The following is a 13,783-nucleotide window of genomic DNA, read 5'->3' as shown; positions in this document are numbered from 1 at the left end:
AAAAACCCCGACAAAAGCGCGGGCGCGCGCGAGGGAGGCGGCAAAGAAATCCGCCGCTGATCTGCAGCTCAAATATAACGGGCTCAGGCAGTCGGTGCAGCGCCAGCGCACGGAGCTCGCGCAGGCTGGCATAAACACCCGCACGCTGTCGGCAGACGAGCGCCGTCTGAAATCCAGCATCAGCGAAACAACTGCGCAGCTTAACCGGCAACGTGATGCACTGGCGCGCGTCAGTCAGCAACAGGCCAGACTCAGCGCGGTAAAAAGCCGCTATGAATCCGGGCAACAGTTCGCCGCCGGTGCGCGTAATGCCGGGATGGTGGGCGTCGGGGTGGCGACCGCCGGGCTTTATGGTGCGTCACGCTTTATTGCGCCGGGTATCGGTTTTGATAAGCAGATGTCAGGCACGCAGGCGATCCTCGGGCTCGATAAGGGCGACGATAAGCTCGCGGCCATTCGTCAACAGGCGCGTGATATCGGTGCGACAACCGCCTTTTCGCCGGGTGATGTAGCGCGCACGCAGACCACGCTCGCACGCTCGGGATATAACGCCGATGACGTGCTGGCTGCGACCGGTTCGACCGTAAACCTGAGCCTCGCGGCCGACGTGGATATCGCAGAAGCCGCCGACATTATCACTAACATGCAGTCGGCATTTAACCTGCCGACCACCGAGATTGAGCGTGTCGCGGATGTGATGACGAAAGGCTTTACGTCATCAAACACCGGCCTCGTCGAGCTGGGCGAGGCGATGAAATATGTCGCGCCAATTGCTGAGGCTGCAGGTGCGAGCATCGAAGACACGACCGCCATGCTCGGCATTCTGGCTGATAACGGGATTAAAGGCTCGATGGCCGGTACGGGGGCTAGTGCCATATTCAACCGCCTGCAGGCTCCTATAGGTAAGGCCGTTGAGGCCATTTCAGAATTAGGCGTGAAAACCCGCGACGGCAAAGGGAACATGCTGCCGGTCGAGAAAATCCTCAAAGATATTCACAAGTCCTTTGCGAAAAACAAGCTCGGCACCGCGGAGCAGGGCGAATATCTGAAAGTCATCTTTGGTGAGGAGGCCATGAAGGGGGCGATTAAACTCGTCGCCGCTGCCGGTGATGGCTCGCTCGATAACAAGCGCCAGCAAATCCGCGACTCAAAAGGCACGACTGAGCGCATTGCGAAAATACAAACGGATAACCTCGACGGCGATCTAAAAAACCTGCAGTCAGCATGGGAAGACCTGCAGATTGAGGTTTTCGAAAAAGAAGATTCAGCACTGCGCCGCCTGACGGTTTCCGCGACCAACTGGCTTGGAACGGTGGCCGCGTGGGCGAAAGCTAACCCTGAACTGACGCAAACCCTGTTTAACCTTGTCGCCGGTGGTCTGGCGCTGGTTGGGGTGCTCGGCGGGATTGGTCTGATTGCATGGCCTGTCATCGCAGGAATAAACGCGATTATCGCTGCTGCTGGCATGCTGAGCGTCGTTTTCACTACTGCCGGAAGTGCCATTGTCGCAGCATTAGGGGCAATCAGTCTGCCGGTGGTCGCGGTGGTCGCTGCCGTGGTGGCCGGTGCGCTGCTCATCCGTAAATACTGGGAGCCCATCAGCGCTTTCTTTTCGGGTGTGGTGGAGGGGCTTAAAGCGGCCTTCGCGCCGGTGGCGGAAATCTTTGCCCCTCTCGCGCCGGTGTTTGATTCATTTATGGATAAATTGCGCGGGGTCTGGCAGTGGTTCACTGACCTGATAGCGCCGGTGAAGGCAACGCAGGAGACGCTCGATAGCTGTAAAAATGCGGGGGTGTTATTCGGTAAGGCACTGGCCGACGCGCTGATGTTACCGCTCAATAGTTTCAACAAACTGCGCGGCGGCGTTAACTGGCTGCTGGAAAAACTCGGGGTTATCAATAAAGAGTCGAGCGACCTTGACCAGAAAGCCGCAAAAGCCAATGCCGCAACGGGTTCAGGTAAAGAGTCCAGTATCAGACCAACCCCGTTGTTTGGCGATTCTCAGTGGTATCACCCGGTGCCGGTTCCTGCCGGGAAGACCTTCGTAGACCAGAGCAAGCCAGAATATAACATCACCCTACATGGTGGCATCGCACCGGGTACAGACCTTGACCGGCAGCTCCGCGAAGCCGTCGAAAGACTCGACCAGCAAAACCGTGCGCGTCAGCGCTCAAGTATGCGTCACGATGGATGAGGGCTAAAGCATGTTAATGGTTTTAGGTTTATTTGTGTTTGAGCGCCGCACGCTGCCGCATCAGTCGATGCAGTATTCGAAGGACTACCGCTGGGCGTCTAACGACCGCATCGGCAAACCACCGGCCTATCAGTTTCTCGGGGAGGGGGAAACCTCGCGCACGCTCTCGGGCGTGCTCTACCCCGAAATCACCGGCGGTCGCCTCTCACTGACCGCCATCGAGCTGATGGCCGACGAAGGCAGGGCGTGGCCGCTGATTGACGGAACGGGCATGATCCACGGCATGTATGTCATCGATAAAGTGAGCCATACGCACACAGAATTGTTCAGCGACGGCGCGGCCAGAAAAATCGAGTTTAGCCTGTCGCTGAAACGCGTCGATGAGTCGCTCGCGGCGATTTACGGCGACCTGAAAACGCAGGCCGACAATCTGGTGACGTCTGCCGGTAACTGGCTGGGAGGGCTGGCGGGATGATTACGGGTATGAATATTCAGGCCGGGGCGCAGATTGCCCCAGCGTTTATGCTGACGCTCGATGGCGATGATATCACGCAGAATTTCAGCGACCGGCTAATCAGCCTGACCATGACGGACAACCGCGGATTCGAAGCCGACCAGCTCGACATCGAGCTTGATGACAGCGACGGGCTTGTCGAGTTGCCGCCGCGCGGTGCAAAGCTGACGTTGTGGTTAGGCTGGCAGGGATCCGCCTTGCTGAATAAAGGGAGTTTCACGGTCGATGAAATCGAGCACCGGGGCGCGCCTGATACGCTCACCATCCGGGGGCGCAGCGCTGATTTTCGCGGGTCGCTTAATTCACGCCGGGAACAGTCATGGCATGACACCACGCTCGGGGTCATTGTGGAGACCATCGCTGCACGCAACAAGCTGACGGTCAGCGTGGCGGATACGCTGAAAGTGATCCCCGTGCCTCACATTGACCAGACGCAGGAATCTGACGCGGCATTTCTGGCGAGGCTGGCGGAGCGCAACGGCGCATCTGTCGCGGTGAAGTTTGGGAAACTGTTATTCCTGAAAGCCGGTAGCGCACAGACGGCCAGTGGCAAGCCTATCCCGCAAATGACCGTCGAGCGCGGCGACGGCGACCGGCATCAGTTCGCCATCGCTGACCGGGAAGCCTACACCGGCGTAACGGCAAAATGGCTGCACACCAAAGACCCAAAGCCGCAAAAGCAAAAGGTGAAGCTCAAACGCAAACCAAAGGTACAGCACCTGCGCGCGCTGCAGCATCCGCAAGCAACCAAAACCACGGCAAAGGCAAAAGCCAAAAAAGAGCAGGAAGCGCGCGAGGGTGAGTATATGGCCGGTGAGTATGACAATGTGCTGGAGCTGACGACCATCTACGCCACGAAGTCGCAGGCCATGCGCGCTGCTCAGGCAAAGTGGGACAAACTGCAGCGCGGCGTCGCGGAGTTTTCAATCTCGCTGGCGTTTGGCCGTGCGGATTTATTTCCTGAAACGCCGGTGGCGGTCAAGGGCTTTAAGCGCGTCATAGACGAACAGGCGTGGATAATCAGCAGGGTGGTGCATAGCCTTAACGGGAACGGCTACACAACGAGCTTAGAGCTTGAGGTTAAGGTTTCTGATGTGGAGTATGAAAGCGAAGATGTGACACAATAAAGTTTATTTATGTGTTTGATATATAAGGGTTTAATGGTTAAAATTGATGCATCAAAAACGCTCTGAGGTGCTCGCCATGTTTCACTGTCCAAAATGCCATTACGCCGCCCACGCTCGCACAAGTCGCTATTTTTCCGACACGACAAAAGAGCGTTATCACCAGTGCACAAACATCAACTGCAGTTGCACGTTCGTCACCACTGAGACGGTCGAGCGTTTCATTGTATCGCCGGGTGAAGTCGTGCCAGCGCCTCCGCACCCGACCCAATCAGGCCAGCAACAAATCCACTGGATGTGACCAAAAGAAAGCCCCGCAAATGCGGGGCTTTTTGTTCGATATGTCGGTGCGACCATACAAAACATCTTATTTCAACGCGTCATTAGTTGATTACAACTTTGAGCTTATTTTAAAGCTGTTATGGAGCTATACATGTTCATTGGATAGTCAATCGGTTTACCATTCAACTCATCGGCTATCTGAATCTTGTCTGCAAACCAATCAGCAAAGACTTCTAAACGGTCGTTTAGAAGTGGATGGTTATCGCAGGATGCAGCGAGCAGGTATGCAACTGCCTGACCGACCTCTGTACACACAAGAAGCGCATAATTTACATGCCAGCTATTTTCCCCGTATACGCTTGTAAGTTCAAAACCGTGAAAGTTCGAATCCACTTCGCCGATATCTGATAAGTGATTGAGTATAGCTTTTTGGTTTGGATGGGCTCCGTAATCTATAGAAGCATCATAATGAGCCATTACATATTCAGCCATTTCAGGGCTGAAAGAAGAAAGTTTTTCACAAGCCCTCTTAACAGTAAGCTTTTTGCGACACCTCTGTAATGCACTCTCTGAATTATGTCTGTTTATCCAAACGACTCCTAACTCTTCATTTTTCGCTATTAAGAATGCGTAACAGGCTGACTCAAGGGCGGTTCTTAGTACAGGAAAAATTGCTACAGTGTGCCCTGATATGGCCTGTCCCACACCATTCAGTAGCAATGAGTACGAGTTCATTGCTAAGAGCTGAGCATAAGGATTTGACACAAGGTCATCCGCAAAGATCTCTTCATGGAAGACCTGATCCATTCTTAAAACCATACCCATAAGGTCAGGATGTGTTTCATAATGAAAAGAAGCATTTTCAGTAGTTGCTTTTAAATAGTCTTGGAGATTGCCTGCCTTCACGCGCATATTCTTGTCTCGACATTTAGGTTTTCTTTTTGCGATATGATACTGCAATTCAATTGCTACATTGATGAAGTAGTAGAAGGGGATAAACGTAGCAGATTGTATAGATTTCCTTCGAATACGGGTTTGAACGTAAATAACCCTCAAAATTAAAGCCCCGTAAACGAGGCTTTGTATAACGATGTAGTGAAAGTGTGGGTGTGATTTTAAATAAATCCTTTTATTTCAATGTGTTAAATATAAATAAGCCCGTGTAAGGGTTCAAGTGAGTAAAATTAGCGCGTCGAAAATTCAATGAGGTGCTCTCCGTGTTTCACTGTCCAAAATGCCATTTTGCCGCTCACGCCCGCACAAGTCGCTATTGTACAGAAGCGCTATCACCGGTGCACAAACATCAACTGTAGTGCCACGTTTATGACAGCTAAGACGGTCGAGCGCTTTATCGTATCACCGGGTGAAGTAGTGCCAGCATCACCACATCCGACAGCGTCAGGACAGCAACAAACTAACTGGATGTGAGTAACAATGCCCTCACCAACAAAAGCGGGTGAGGGCTCTGTACTGTTAATAACCAATCGTTATGGTGAGCATAAATTGTGTTAACTTCCAAAACCCAATAAAAGAAAAAATTATTTTACCGTAAAAAAATAATAATGCAGGAGCATTGATCCAATCGGAAGGTTCTTTGTTAATATGAGTTTCTTTATCTAAATTATGCTTGTTGAGGCGTTTTTCTGTGATGTGACCATATATACCCCATATAATTGTTGCGGAAAGATATTGCAAAAAATCTGAAATCAACGACAGAATAAGAAAAAAAAGCGACCAATATAAACCATTTGGAAAAATTAAAATTAACTCAGTTGAGTTTTTTAATGGGCTCTCACTGATGCTTCCTTTGAATAACCATATCAAAGCAATTCCACCGAGACATGATTGTCTGGTAATGCTTGATAAAGCACCACTTGAGTCGTAGTAAGATTGTCGTATTTTTTGTAATAGCATTACAGCACCTTCTTAATATTACGTTTGGGCCCTGTGCTGGTAGTCATCTTAGGAGCGTTGTCGGGTATGTCAATGTTTTTACCCGAGACTACGGCCCACTTTCCTTTTGATATTTGCCTTAAGTTTAATGATGCGCGACCATTTTCAACAGTAATGAACTTTGAATTTGCAGACACAACTTTTATTATTTCTGTGTTGTTTTTTTTTGATAGCTTGAGGTGGATTGTGGAAAATTTGGGATTGGAGGAAAATAACTTCCCACGATTTCTAAAAGATTTCTTCATGATTCACTCGTATCGCTATTTATAAAAAGAATAGTTAATTTACATTTATTAACATAAATTAATCAACTACTTTTTTTCGGTAGGAGTAACCACTGTTCTCCACCATAAGGCGATCTTAGGATAGAAGTGTTTACCGTTTCTTAAAAGTCAAAGCCCCGCATATGCGGAGCTTATCGTAACGATGTGGTCAATATGTGGACGTTACCTTGAACAAATCCTTTTATTTCAATTTTTTAAGCTGTTTCAAGAAGCTCCTGAGGGAGCCTTTTTTAGTATCAGAACACTTTTTTGTACGGTCGAACCGTCACTTTCGCATAAACACCCGCAGCAACGTACGGATCGGCATCGGCCCAGGCCTGAGCGGCCTCCTGGGATTCAAACTCGGCAATCACCGTGGAGCCAGAAAAACCGGCAGCACCCGGATCGTTGCTGTCGACGGCTGGCATAGGGCCCGCAGTCAGTAAACGCCCTTCATCCTGTAGCAACTGTAAGCGTGCGAGGTGAGCAGGGCGTACAGACTGGCGTTTTTCCAGGGAATCAGCGACATCTTCAGAGTAAATCACGTAAAACACGGTGAAGCTCCTTAACCATTAAAAGTGTCAGTTACGTTATGTGAAAGGACAACTGACTGCAATGTAAAATAAAAACAATGTTAATACCCTGATCTGAATGCCTCTTTTTTGGCCTCTCCCGCGCCTAAATTGCGCCAGAACAAAGTGTCTTATTGAATATGATTGCTATTTGCATTTAAAATCAGGATTCGGTTTTTTAACGTTGATGATTATGACTTCGATGACCCTTGATTTACCTCGCCGCTTTCCCTGGCCGACGCTGCTTTCTGTCGTGATTCACGGTGCTGTCGTGGCGGGTTTGCTCTATACCTCGGTTCATCAGGTTATTGAAATGCCAGCGCCTTCGCAGCCCATTTCAGTGACGATGGTCTCGCCTGCGGATCTTGAGCCGCCGCAGGTTGCACCACCGCCGCAGCCGGTTGCTGAGCCAGAACCAGAACCAGAACCTGAGCCGGTTCCGGAGCCACCAAAGGAAGCGCCGGTGGTGATCCATAAGCCAGAACCCAAACCGAAGCCTAAGCCGAAACCAAAACCGGTGAAAAAGGTGGAGGAGCGCCCTAAACGGGAAGAACGTCCGGTTGAACCACGCGCTACGCAGAGGGTAGAAAACACAGCGCCTTCGCGTCCGTTGATGAATAACACGCCCGCGACCGCAAAACCGACGCCAACCGCGCCCGCTGGCCCGCGCGCCGTGAGCCGCAACCAGCCGCAATATCCTCCTCGTGCTCAGGCGTTGCGCATTGAAGGTCGCGTGCGGGTCAAATTTGACGTCACCCCGGACGGGCGTGTTGATAACGTGGAAATCTTGTCTGCTCAGCCTTCAAATATGTTTGAGCGTGAGGTGAAATCGGCGATGCGCAGATGGCGTTATGAGCCAGGCAAACCAGGCAGTGGGTTGATCGTTAATATTGTTTTCCGCCTGAACGGCGGGGCGCAGATGGAATAAGAAAAGCCTCCGCAAGGAGGCTTTTTTATGCCTGAAGATCAGGCCTGAGGCAACTGCCGGGGTTTGCCCTCGCTATCGACTGCCACATAAATAAACAGCGCTTCTGTTGCTTTATAACGCTGTCCAATCGGTTCAGATGAGACCTTCTTCACCCAGACTTCAATGTTAATGGAAATGGAAGTATTACCGCGCTTGACGCAGCGTGCATAGCAGCAGACCACATCACCCACCGCGACCGGGCGCAGGAAGGTCATCCCATCCACCCGGACGGTCACAACGCGACCATGCGCGATCTCTTTTGCCAGAATTGCGCCGCCCATATCCATTTGCGACATCAGCCAGCCGCCAAAAATATCGCCATTGGCATTCGTGTCCGCAGGCATTGCCAGTGTGCGTAAAACCAGTTCGCCCTGAGGGGCGTCATTTGTTGTCATTGTTTTAAACTCGTAACTGAAGACTTCAGGCGGGATGCTACTATGATTTTTGGCAGGAGAGAATAGACCAGAACGCCTGTTGTGCACGTTCTGGTCGGGGATTCATCAGTGTTTATCATCCTGCGGCATGTGCCGGTAGATATAGACACCGCTTAACAGAGTGAAGATGAGCGTCAGCGCCGTCAGGCCAAAGACCTTGAAGTTGACCCAGATATTCTGCGGCAGCCAGAAGGCGATGTAGATATTCGCCAGGCCGCAAAGAATAAAGAACAGCGCCCAGGCGATATTCAGACGGGACCATACTTCCTGTGGCAGCGTCAGCTCTTTACCCAGCATGCGCTGGATCAGTGGCTTTTTCATTACCCACTGGCTGATCAGCAATGCACCGGCAAACAGCGCGTAAATCACGGTGACTTTCCATTTAATGAATTCATCGTTGTGAAAGAACAGCGTAAGCCCACCGAACACGGCCACCAGTGCGAACGTAATCAGAGCCATTTTTTCGACTTTACGATAGCGAACCCAGCTGTAGATCAGCACGATAGCGGTAGCAACGATCAGCGCCATCGTGGCTGCATAAATGTCATACAGCTTATAAAACGCGAAAAACACGACCAGCGGTAAAAAATCAAGAAACTGCTTCATTCTGTGATTCCATCTTCTGTGTGTGGCCGGGTGCTGCGATGCACCCGGCCACAGGATTACTGACGAATTAACATATACAGGCGGAACAGATAAACCAGCAGTATCGCTGAAATCAGATTACTCAGCGTGTTGGCTACCACCGCACCGACGTTCGGCGTTAAGACTGCAAAGTTTGGGGCAAACAGCAGCAGGAGCGTTTTGGCCAGCAGCCAGCTAATTACGGCCGGTGCCACCAGGCGCATATTGGCCCATGCCAGTTTGATGCTGCTGCGCATGGCGGTAAAGATCCCCATTTTGTCCTGCACCACCATCACCGGAGCGAACGCGAGGACGATAGCCAGCAGCACGCCTGGAACCACAACGAGCATGATCCCCATCTGCACCAGCAGGGTGGTTAAAAAGATGAGGATAAACAGCTTAGGCAATACCGGCGCGCTGGCACCGATCGCCCGTAAGGCGCTGACGCGGTGGCCTGCAGAAACCAGCTGGATCATCAGCAGAACACCGCCCGCGAGAATGGCATTGCCGATCAGTCCAGAGAAAGTCGATGCCGCAGAGGCCCGCAGCAGGATTTGCTGCTGCTCTGGCGTCATGTTTTGCACCAGCTCAAACAACCCCACGCTACCTGCAAGATGGTCGCCCTGGCTCAGGCTGGCGATCTGTTCGTCACTCGGAGAGAACGCGTGACCCAGCACCACCGTAATAAAGGCGCATAACAACGCGATCAGTAAAAAGGTTACGAACTGATTGCGGAAAAAGTTTCCCGTGTCACGGTAGACAGACTTCGCCGTGATAGACATGCACTCTCCTTGAGTATTGCAGGTGTTAATTAGCCGGCAATTGTACACCGGATAACGCGGTCGTGGCAGCATCAAGGCTTGTATGGAAAAGCATATCTTTGTAAAGCGGAGGTAATCCGAAGCGCGCGCGGGCGCGATTACAGGCTTCGTTGACCTGACCCTCTTCGCCAGACATCGTAAAGTCCCGACACGGGCTGGGGCGATCCTCATAGATGGAACAGCGGGTCGACACGCCTGGCTCGCCTTGTAACGCCACACAGCGGGCCTGCTTTTGATTCGTACCGCTCATGCAGCGCAGAAAAGGGGATAACGGTTCAGTGAGATGAACCGGAACGGTGCCGCCGCCATCGCTGGCTTCGGCCCAGTAGAAAGAGACTCGAAAATACGCACAACAGGCTCCGCACGTCATGCACGGGTTCATATCACTCATGGCACACCTGCAAAAAAGAACGCATCAAATCACATTGTGAGAGCGCTAAATTATCCAGCCGCCATTCGAAGAGCAAGAGGGGGGAAACAGAAAATTTTGTAACCGGGAAATGCCAAAAATTGACGTAAGAACAACTTTTGGCCTTACGGTGTGTCACCAAAAATTAACCCAGATCAATGAATGTTAAGTTACTGGTTTTAATGTGATCTGTGACAGATCACTTATTACTCATTTGTGAGTATATTCTCATCCGCAGCTAAAACCACAACGATGGAGCGGATATGAAAAAATTAGCGGTGGCAGCCCTTATCTTAAGCAGTCTCTCTGGCGGCGCGTATGCGCATGAAGCAGGTGAATTCTTTATTCGTGCCGGTTCGGCAACGGTACGTCCAACTGAAGGTTCTGATAACGTGCTGGGGATGGGTGGCTTTAACGTCAGCAACAATACCCAGTTAGGTTTAACATTCACGTATATGGCGACGGATAACATTGGCGTTGAGCTTCTGGCAGCGACGCCATTCCGTCATCGCGTTGGTTTAGGCCCAACCGGTGATATCGCCACGGTGCACCATCTGCCGCCAACGCTGATGGCGCAGTGGTACTTTGGTGACTCAAGCAGCAAACTGCGTCCCTATATTGGCGCAGGCGTGAACTACACCACCTTCTTTGATGAGAAATTCAACGATACCGGTAAAGAGGCCGGGCTGACCGATCTCAGCCTGAAAGATTCATGGGGCGTGGCAGGACAGGTGGGGATGGACTATCTCATTAACCGCGACTGGTTAATTAACGCCTCGGTCTGGTATATGGATATTGATACCGATGTCCGCTTCAAGGCAGGCGGACAGCAACAAAGCATCAGTACCCGTCTGGATCCATGGGTATTTATGTTCTCTGCGGGTTATCGTTTCTGATTCTACTTTCCGGGACTGGCCAGAACATGGCCAGTCTTTCTACCGACTTACCTCTACGGTTGCCCCTCCATGTTCCAGCGGGCAGAACCCATATCCTGAAATACACGCTCGTCTGTGAAGGGCGGGAAGGTGACCCGTGTTGCCGCGTCGGCTAAAGCCTGGCAATACGCTTTGTCTCCGCCTTTTATCTCCAGGTTCTGCAGTAGTCCGTCGACGGTAAAGTCGAGATGCATGTTGCATTGCTTACCATTCCAGGCGTGTGGATCGGCCAGCGCCGAGTCCAGCGCTTTCTTTATCGCGGCAGCCTGTTGACCATAGATATCCTTATCGGAGACTTTACCGGACTGCTTATAGGAGCACGAGTCGAGAGCGGTTTTCTTCTGACAACCTTCAGGCGCGAGAGGGGCACAGCCCGTTATTGCTGTGGCAAGGCATACCAGCATCACTACTTTTTTCATTGTTAAGTCCGTTTATCGAAATTATTTTATTGTACAACGATTTAAATAAGCCCCGGGATTCCGGGGCTTAAGTTTCTCACCAGCCTCGCTAGCGTACAACCAGCACCGGGCATTTTGCATGGCGTACCACAACCGCCGCGTTTGAACCTAAAAGGTAGGTTGTGATATCCGGTCGATGGGACGCAATGATAATGAGGTCAGCGTTGATACTGTCAGCCAGCTTCAGGATCTGATCTTTAGGCGCACCTGAAATGGCGTGTGTCTCCACACGATCGGCAGGTAAATTAAACTGCTTAACCATCTCTTTGAGCTTTGTAAGGGCTTCCTCCTGAATCTCCGCCAGCTTTGGCATTTCAACCGAATACGCCAGCCCAAGCGATGAATAGTAAGGGAAAGAAGGCACTACCGTCAGAAAATGGATTTTACCGTTACCGATTGCTGCGTTTGCCTGAACATAGGGAATCACCTGTTCGGTCAGACGACTTTCAGAGATATCGACAGGGACTAAAATTGAATTAAACATACCTCACCTCCTGTTTGTTTTTTATCCACTTTAAGTGTAGTGCTACCATTTTCAGTGGCGCTGTATTCGCCATCAAAATGGGAGGTGAGGCAGCTTTTTTGACGGGGGGACGCCCCCCGTCACCTGGCGGTTCACTTCTGGATAAGATAGCGAATGGTTGGGCCATCCTGCTGAATATCCAGTACGGTGTAACCGTGGTTTTTGGCATCCAGAGGAATGTTGTTGATGGACTGCGGGCAGTCGCTCACCACTTCCAGAATTTCCCCTTTTTGAAGCTGCGGGAGCGCTTCAAGCGTAGCGACAGCCGGGTAAGGACACGGTTCACCGACCATATCAAGGCGGTAGTCAGGCACAATCTCTTTCATGCTGCATTCTCCTGGGGTTCAGGTTTAACCGTGGCACGGCGGAAGAAACGTTTCTCTTGCGCGACAACCAGTAAAAAAGCGACCAGCAGCAGGGCGTAGGTCACCAGCAGCCCGCCGAGCGGGCCAAACGTGCTGAGCAGATTCACCTTGTCCCAGTTCGTGGCCAGCACCGGAGACAAATCGTCCCAGTACCAGGCCAGCAGGGTGGAGCCGATGACGTTCCCCAGACCTACCCACCAGTAATGCACCTGACCTTCAACCGCGCGGTACATCCAGCCGGTTTCACACCCGCCAGCCAGTACAATTCCGAAGCCAAACAGCAGACCGCCAATCACCGCGTTCGGACCAGCCCACATGATTTTCGGCTCAACACCCAGTTGCACATAGCTGAAGATGCCAATGGCGCTTACCGCCATACCCGCAATAATCGCTTTGGCCATCATTGTACGGCCGGTGATCCACATATCGCGAAACGCCGAGGTGAAGCAAATCTGCGCACGTTCTATCAGCAGGCCGAAACCGACACCGAACAGCATGGCCAGGCCCAGCTTAGGCTGGTTGAGCGCCGTACAGAGCGCCCAGGCGACCATGGCGAAAAAGACCAGCATGCCGAGACGAAAACGACGACGCGCCTGAGAAGGCTTTTGCGTCAGCGGCGAGGCAGCGCTGACCTTCACCATTTTGACCGGAATGCGGAACAGCGGCAGGAGGGTAAACTTCGCGCCAAAGTAAGAGCCAATCGCCGTGGCGACAGCAAAAAACCAGGCGTGCAGCGAAAACTGTGGAATGCCGGTAAAGAAAGCGGCCAGGTTACACCCCATCGCCAGACGGGCGCCGAATCCGGCAATCATGCCGCCGACAATCGCCTGCATAACGCGTATCCGGCTTTTAGGCATTCGCAACTTAACGTTGTTAGCCCACAGCGCGGCGGCAAAACAGCCCCCGAACATGCCGATAATCATCATACCGTCGATGCGGGTCAGCGGCGTGCCGTCCAGATGAATAAGCTTAAAGTAACCCCACTCCTCGGTATGTACGCCAGCGAGCTGCAGCAGTTGCCCACCCCAGCGGGTGAATTCGCCGGTCACGGCCCAGAAGGTGCCGGTAATGCCGAAATAGTAGGTGGAAAGGATCCCCGCCGCGATGACGGCCGGTACTGGTGACCAGAACTTAACCAGGTAAGTCTGTTTGAAGTATTGCCATGACATGAGTAAGCCTCTGAACTCAGAAGGTTTAAAGCCGAAAAGAGACCAAATCATACGCTTACGGCAAGGTTTGAAAAGCCATTCACGCCGAAAATATCGATGGGATCAATTTTGGCGTAACGCTTAAGTGATAGCGGGAATATAAGAGGAAGACCGTCTGGCTGAGTCGCCAGACGGTG

Annotated in this window: 17 protein-coding genes and 1 pseudogene; 7 read left to right on the top strand and 11 right to left on the bottom strand. The window is 51.7% G+C overall.

The genetic code is table 11. The features are described from left to right. The 4 genes from AK59_RS0119565 to AK59_RS1000000124630 all read left to right on the top strand — a co-directional run. Nucleotides 1-2,194, top strand: a 2,194-nt coding sequence (locus tag AK59_RS0119565) for a phage tail tape measure protein (RefSeq protein WP_032618686.1), incomplete at its 5' end; no start/stop codon positions are given. A 10-nt stretch (nt 2,195-2,204) separates the two neighbouring features. Next, entirely contained in the window at nt 2,205-2,669 is a 465-nt protein-coding gene (locus tag AK59_RS0119560; protein WP_029883582.1) for a phage tail protein, read from the top strand. Further along, the gene (locus AK59_RS0119555) at nt 2,666-3,835 is read left to right on the top strand and encodes a phage late control D family protein (RefSeq protein WP_029883581.1); all 1,170 of its coding nucleotides are present in this window, start codon (nt 2,666-2,668) and stop codon (nt 3,833-3,835) included. Before AK59_RS0119560 ends, AK59_RS0119555 begins: the two co-directional genes overlap by 4 nt. Before the next feature lie 76 nt (nt 3,836-3,911). Further along, nucleotides 3,912-4,133, top strand: a complete 222-nt coding sequence (locus AK59_RS1000000124630) for a DNA-binding transcriptional regulator (RefSeq protein WP_023323577.1) — start codon at nt 3,912-3,914, stop codon at nt 4,131-4,133. A 104-nt stretch (nt 4,134-4,237) separates the two neighbouring features. Here the strand turns inward: AK59_RS1000000124630 and AK59_RS0119550 are convergent, their stop codons facing one another. Continuing rightward, nucleotides 4,238-5,026, bottom strand: coding sequence for a hypothetical protein (locus tag AK59_RS0119550; protein WP_029883580.1), 789 nt, complete (start codon nt 5,024-5,026; stop codon nt 4,238-4,240). 305 nt (nt 5,027-5,331) lie between these two features. On the opposite strand from AK59_RS0119550, the pseudogene AK59_RS1000000124625 reads away from it, so the two are divergent. Next, a pseudogene (locus tag AK59_RS1000000124625) lies at nt 5,332-5,542 on the top strand (ogr/Delta-like zinc finger family protein). 45 nt (nt 5,543-5,587) lie between these two features. On the opposite strand, the gene AK59_RS0119545 reads toward AK59_RS1000000124625, so the two are convergent. Together AK59_RS0119545 and AK59_RS0119535 are read right to left on the bottom strand one after the other, a co-directional pair. Continuing rightward, nucleotides 5,588-6,028: a hypothetical protein gene (locus tag AK59_RS0119545; RefSeq protein WP_029883579.1), complete on the bottom strand. Its 441-nt coding sequence runs from the start codon at nt 6,026-6,028 to the stop codon at nt 5,588-5,590. A 559-nt stretch (nt 6,029-6,587) separates the two neighbouring features. Continuing rightward, nucleotides 6,588-6,884 carry a YciI family protein gene (locus AK59_RS0119535; RefSeq protein ID WP_008502794.1) on the bottom strand — a complete coding sequence of 99 codons (297 nt, stop codon included), beginning with the start codon at nt 6,882-6,884 and terminating at the stop codon, nt 6,588-6,590. Nucleotides 6,885-7,104: 220 nt separating this feature from the next. Here AK59_RS0119535 and tonB point away from each other — a divergent pair, with 220 nt between their 5' ends. Beyond that, complete coding sequence (gene tonB / locus AK59_RS0119530; protein WP_013096280.1) at nt 7,105-7,830, top strand: TonB system transport protein TonB; 726 nt, start codon at nt 7,105-7,107, stop codon at nt 7,828-7,830. Nucleotides 7,831-7,868: 38 nt separating this feature from the next. Here tonB and yciA read toward each other — a convergent pair whose 3' ends face one another. From yciA to AK59_RS0119510, 4 genes are all read right to left on the bottom strand, one after another. Beyond that, nucleotides 7,869-8,264, bottom strand: coding sequence for an acyl-CoA thioester hydrolase YciA (gene yciA, locus AK59_RS0119525; protein ID WP_013096281.1), 396 nt, complete (start codon nt 8,262-8,264; stop codon nt 7,869-7,871). 105 nt (nt 8,265-8,369) lie between these two features. Then, nucleotides 8,370-8,909, bottom strand: a complete 540-nt coding sequence (locus tag AK59_RS0119520) for a septation protein A (protein WP_013096282.1) — start codon at nt 8,907-8,909, stop codon at nt 8,370-8,372. Nucleotides 8,910-8,965: 56 nt separating this feature from the next. After that, nucleotides 8,966-9,709 (bottom strand): YciC family protein, encoded by a 744-nt coding sequence (locus AK59_RS0119515; protein ID WP_013096283.1) that lies wholly within the window; start codon nt 9,707-9,709, stop codon nt 8,966-8,968. A gap of 25 nt (nt 9,710-9,734) precedes the next feature. Then, nucleotides 9,735-10,139 carry a YkgJ family cysteine cluster protein gene (locus AK59_RS0119510; RefSeq protein ID WP_013096284.1) on the bottom strand — a complete coding sequence of 135 codons (405 nt, stop codon included), beginning with the start codon at nt 10,137-10,139 and terminating at the stop codon, nt 9,735-9,737. A 281-nt stretch (nt 10,140-10,420) separates the two neighbouring features. Between AK59_RS0119510 and ompW the strand changes: the two genes are divergently transcribed. Next, nucleotides 10,421-11,053 carry an outer membrane protein OmpW gene (gene ompW, locus AK59_RS0119505; protein ID WP_013096285.1) on the top strand — a complete coding sequence of 211 codons (633 nt, stop codon included), beginning with the start codon at nt 10,421-10,423 and terminating at the stop codon, nt 11,051-11,053. 53 nt (nt 11,054-11,106) lie between these two features. On the opposite strand, the gene AK59_RS0119500 is transcribed toward ompW, so the two are convergent. The 4 genes from AK59_RS0119500 to yedE form a co-directional block, all read right to left on the bottom strand. Beyond that, nucleotides 11,107-11,511, bottom strand: coding sequence for a cell envelope integrity TolA C-terminal domain-containing protein (locus AK59_RS0119500; protein WP_029883577.1), 405 nt, complete (start codon nt 11,509-11,511; stop codon nt 11,107-11,109). Nucleotides 11,512-11,599: 88 nt separating this feature from the next. Further along, complete coding sequence (gene uspF, locus AK59_RS0119495; protein WP_013096287.1) at nt 11,600-12,034, bottom strand: universal stress protein UspF; 435 nt, start codon at nt 12,032-12,034, stop codon at nt 11,600-11,602. Nucleotides 12,035-12,165: 131 nt separating this feature from the next. Then, a complete protein-coding gene (gene yedF, locus AK59_RS0119490; protein WP_013096288.1) occupies nt 12,166-12,399 on the bottom strand; it encodes a sulfurtransferase-like selenium metabolism protein YedF in 234 nt (77 codons plus the stop codon). Further along, nucleotides 12,396-13,607, bottom strand: a complete 1,212-nt coding sequence (yedE, locus tag AK59_RS0119485) for a selenium metabolism membrane protein YedE/FdhT (RefSeq protein ID WP_029883576.1) — start codon at nt 13,605-13,607, stop codon at nt 12,396-12,398. The genes yedF and yedE overlap by 4 nt, the downstream gene beginning before the upstream one ends. Nucleotides 13,608-13,783: the final 176 nt, after the last annotated feature.

It is taken from the genome of Enterobacter sp. T1-1 (assembly GCF_000710795.1).
Lineage (GTDB): Bacteria > Pseudomonadota > Gammaproteobacteria > Enterobacterales > Enterobacteriaceae > Enterobacter > Enterobacter cloacae.
Note: the sequence above shows the minus strand (reverse complement) of the source record. Positions and strands in the feature narration are given on the sequence as shown.

What these genes read in the sequence shown, in the direction of transcription:
- AK59_RS0119560 (WP_029883582.1), top strand. Translation starts at nt 2,205, where the DNA reads ATGTTAATGGTTTTAGGTTTATTTGTGTTTGAGCGCCGCACGCTGCCG.
- AK59_RS0119555 (WP_029883581.1), top strand. Translation starts at nt 2,666, where the DNA reads ATGATTACGGGTATGAATATTCAGGCCGGGGCGCAGATTGCCCCAGCG.
- AK59_RS1000000124630 (WP_023323577.1), top strand. Translation starts at nt 3,912, where the DNA reads ATGTTTCACTGTCCAAAATGCCATTACGCCGCCCACGCTCGCACAAGT.
- AK59_RS0119550 (WP_029883580.1), bottom strand. Translation starts at nt 5,026, where the DNA reads ATGCGCGTGAAGGCAGGCAATCTCCAAGACTATTTAAAAGCAACTACT.
- AK59_RS0119545 (WP_029883579.1), bottom strand. Translation starts at nt 6,028, where the DNA reads ATGCTATTACAAAAAATACGACAATCTTACTACGACTCAAGTGGTGCT.
- tonB (WP_013096280.1), top strand. Translation starts at nt 7,105, where the DNA reads ATGACCCTTGATTTACCTCGCCGCTTTCCCTGGCCGACGCTGCTTTCT.
- yciA (WP_013096281.1), bottom strand. Translation starts at nt 8,264, where the DNA reads ATGACAACAAATGACGCCCCTCAGGGCGAACTGGTTTTACGCACACTG.
- AK59_RS0119520 (WP_013096282.1), bottom strand. Translation starts at nt 8,909, where the DNA reads ATGAAGCAGTTTCTTGATTTTTTACCGCTGGTCGTGTTTTTCGCGTTT.
- AK59_RS0119515 (WP_013096283.1), bottom strand. Translation starts at nt 9,709, where the DNA reads ATGTCTATCACGGCGAAGTCTGTCTACCGTGACACGGGAAACTTTTTC.
- AK59_RS0119510 (WP_013096284.1), bottom strand. Translation starts at nt 10,139, where the DNA reads ATGAGTGATATGAACCCGTGCATGACGTGCGGAGCCTGTTGTGCGTAT.
- ompW (WP_013096285.1), top strand. Translation starts at nt 10,421, where the DNA reads ATGAAAAAATTAGCGGTGGCAGCCCTTATCTTAAGCAGTCTCTCTGGC.
- AK59_RS0119500 (WP_029883577.1), bottom strand. Translation starts at nt 11,511, where the DNA reads ATGAAAAAAGTAGTGATGCTGGTATGCCTTGCCACAGCAATAACGGGC.
- uspF (WP_013096287.1), bottom strand. Translation starts at nt 12,034, where the DNA reads ATGTTTAATTCAATTTTAGTCCCTGTCGATATCTCTGAAAGTCGTCTG.
- yedF (WP_013096288.1), bottom strand. Translation starts at nt 12,399, where the DNA reads ATGAAAGAGATTGTGCCTGACTACCGCCTTGATATGGTCGGTGAACCG.
- yedE (WP_029883576.1), bottom strand. Translation starts at nt 13,607, where the DNA reads ATGTCATGGCAATACTTCAAACAGACTTACCTGGTTAAGTTCTGGTCA.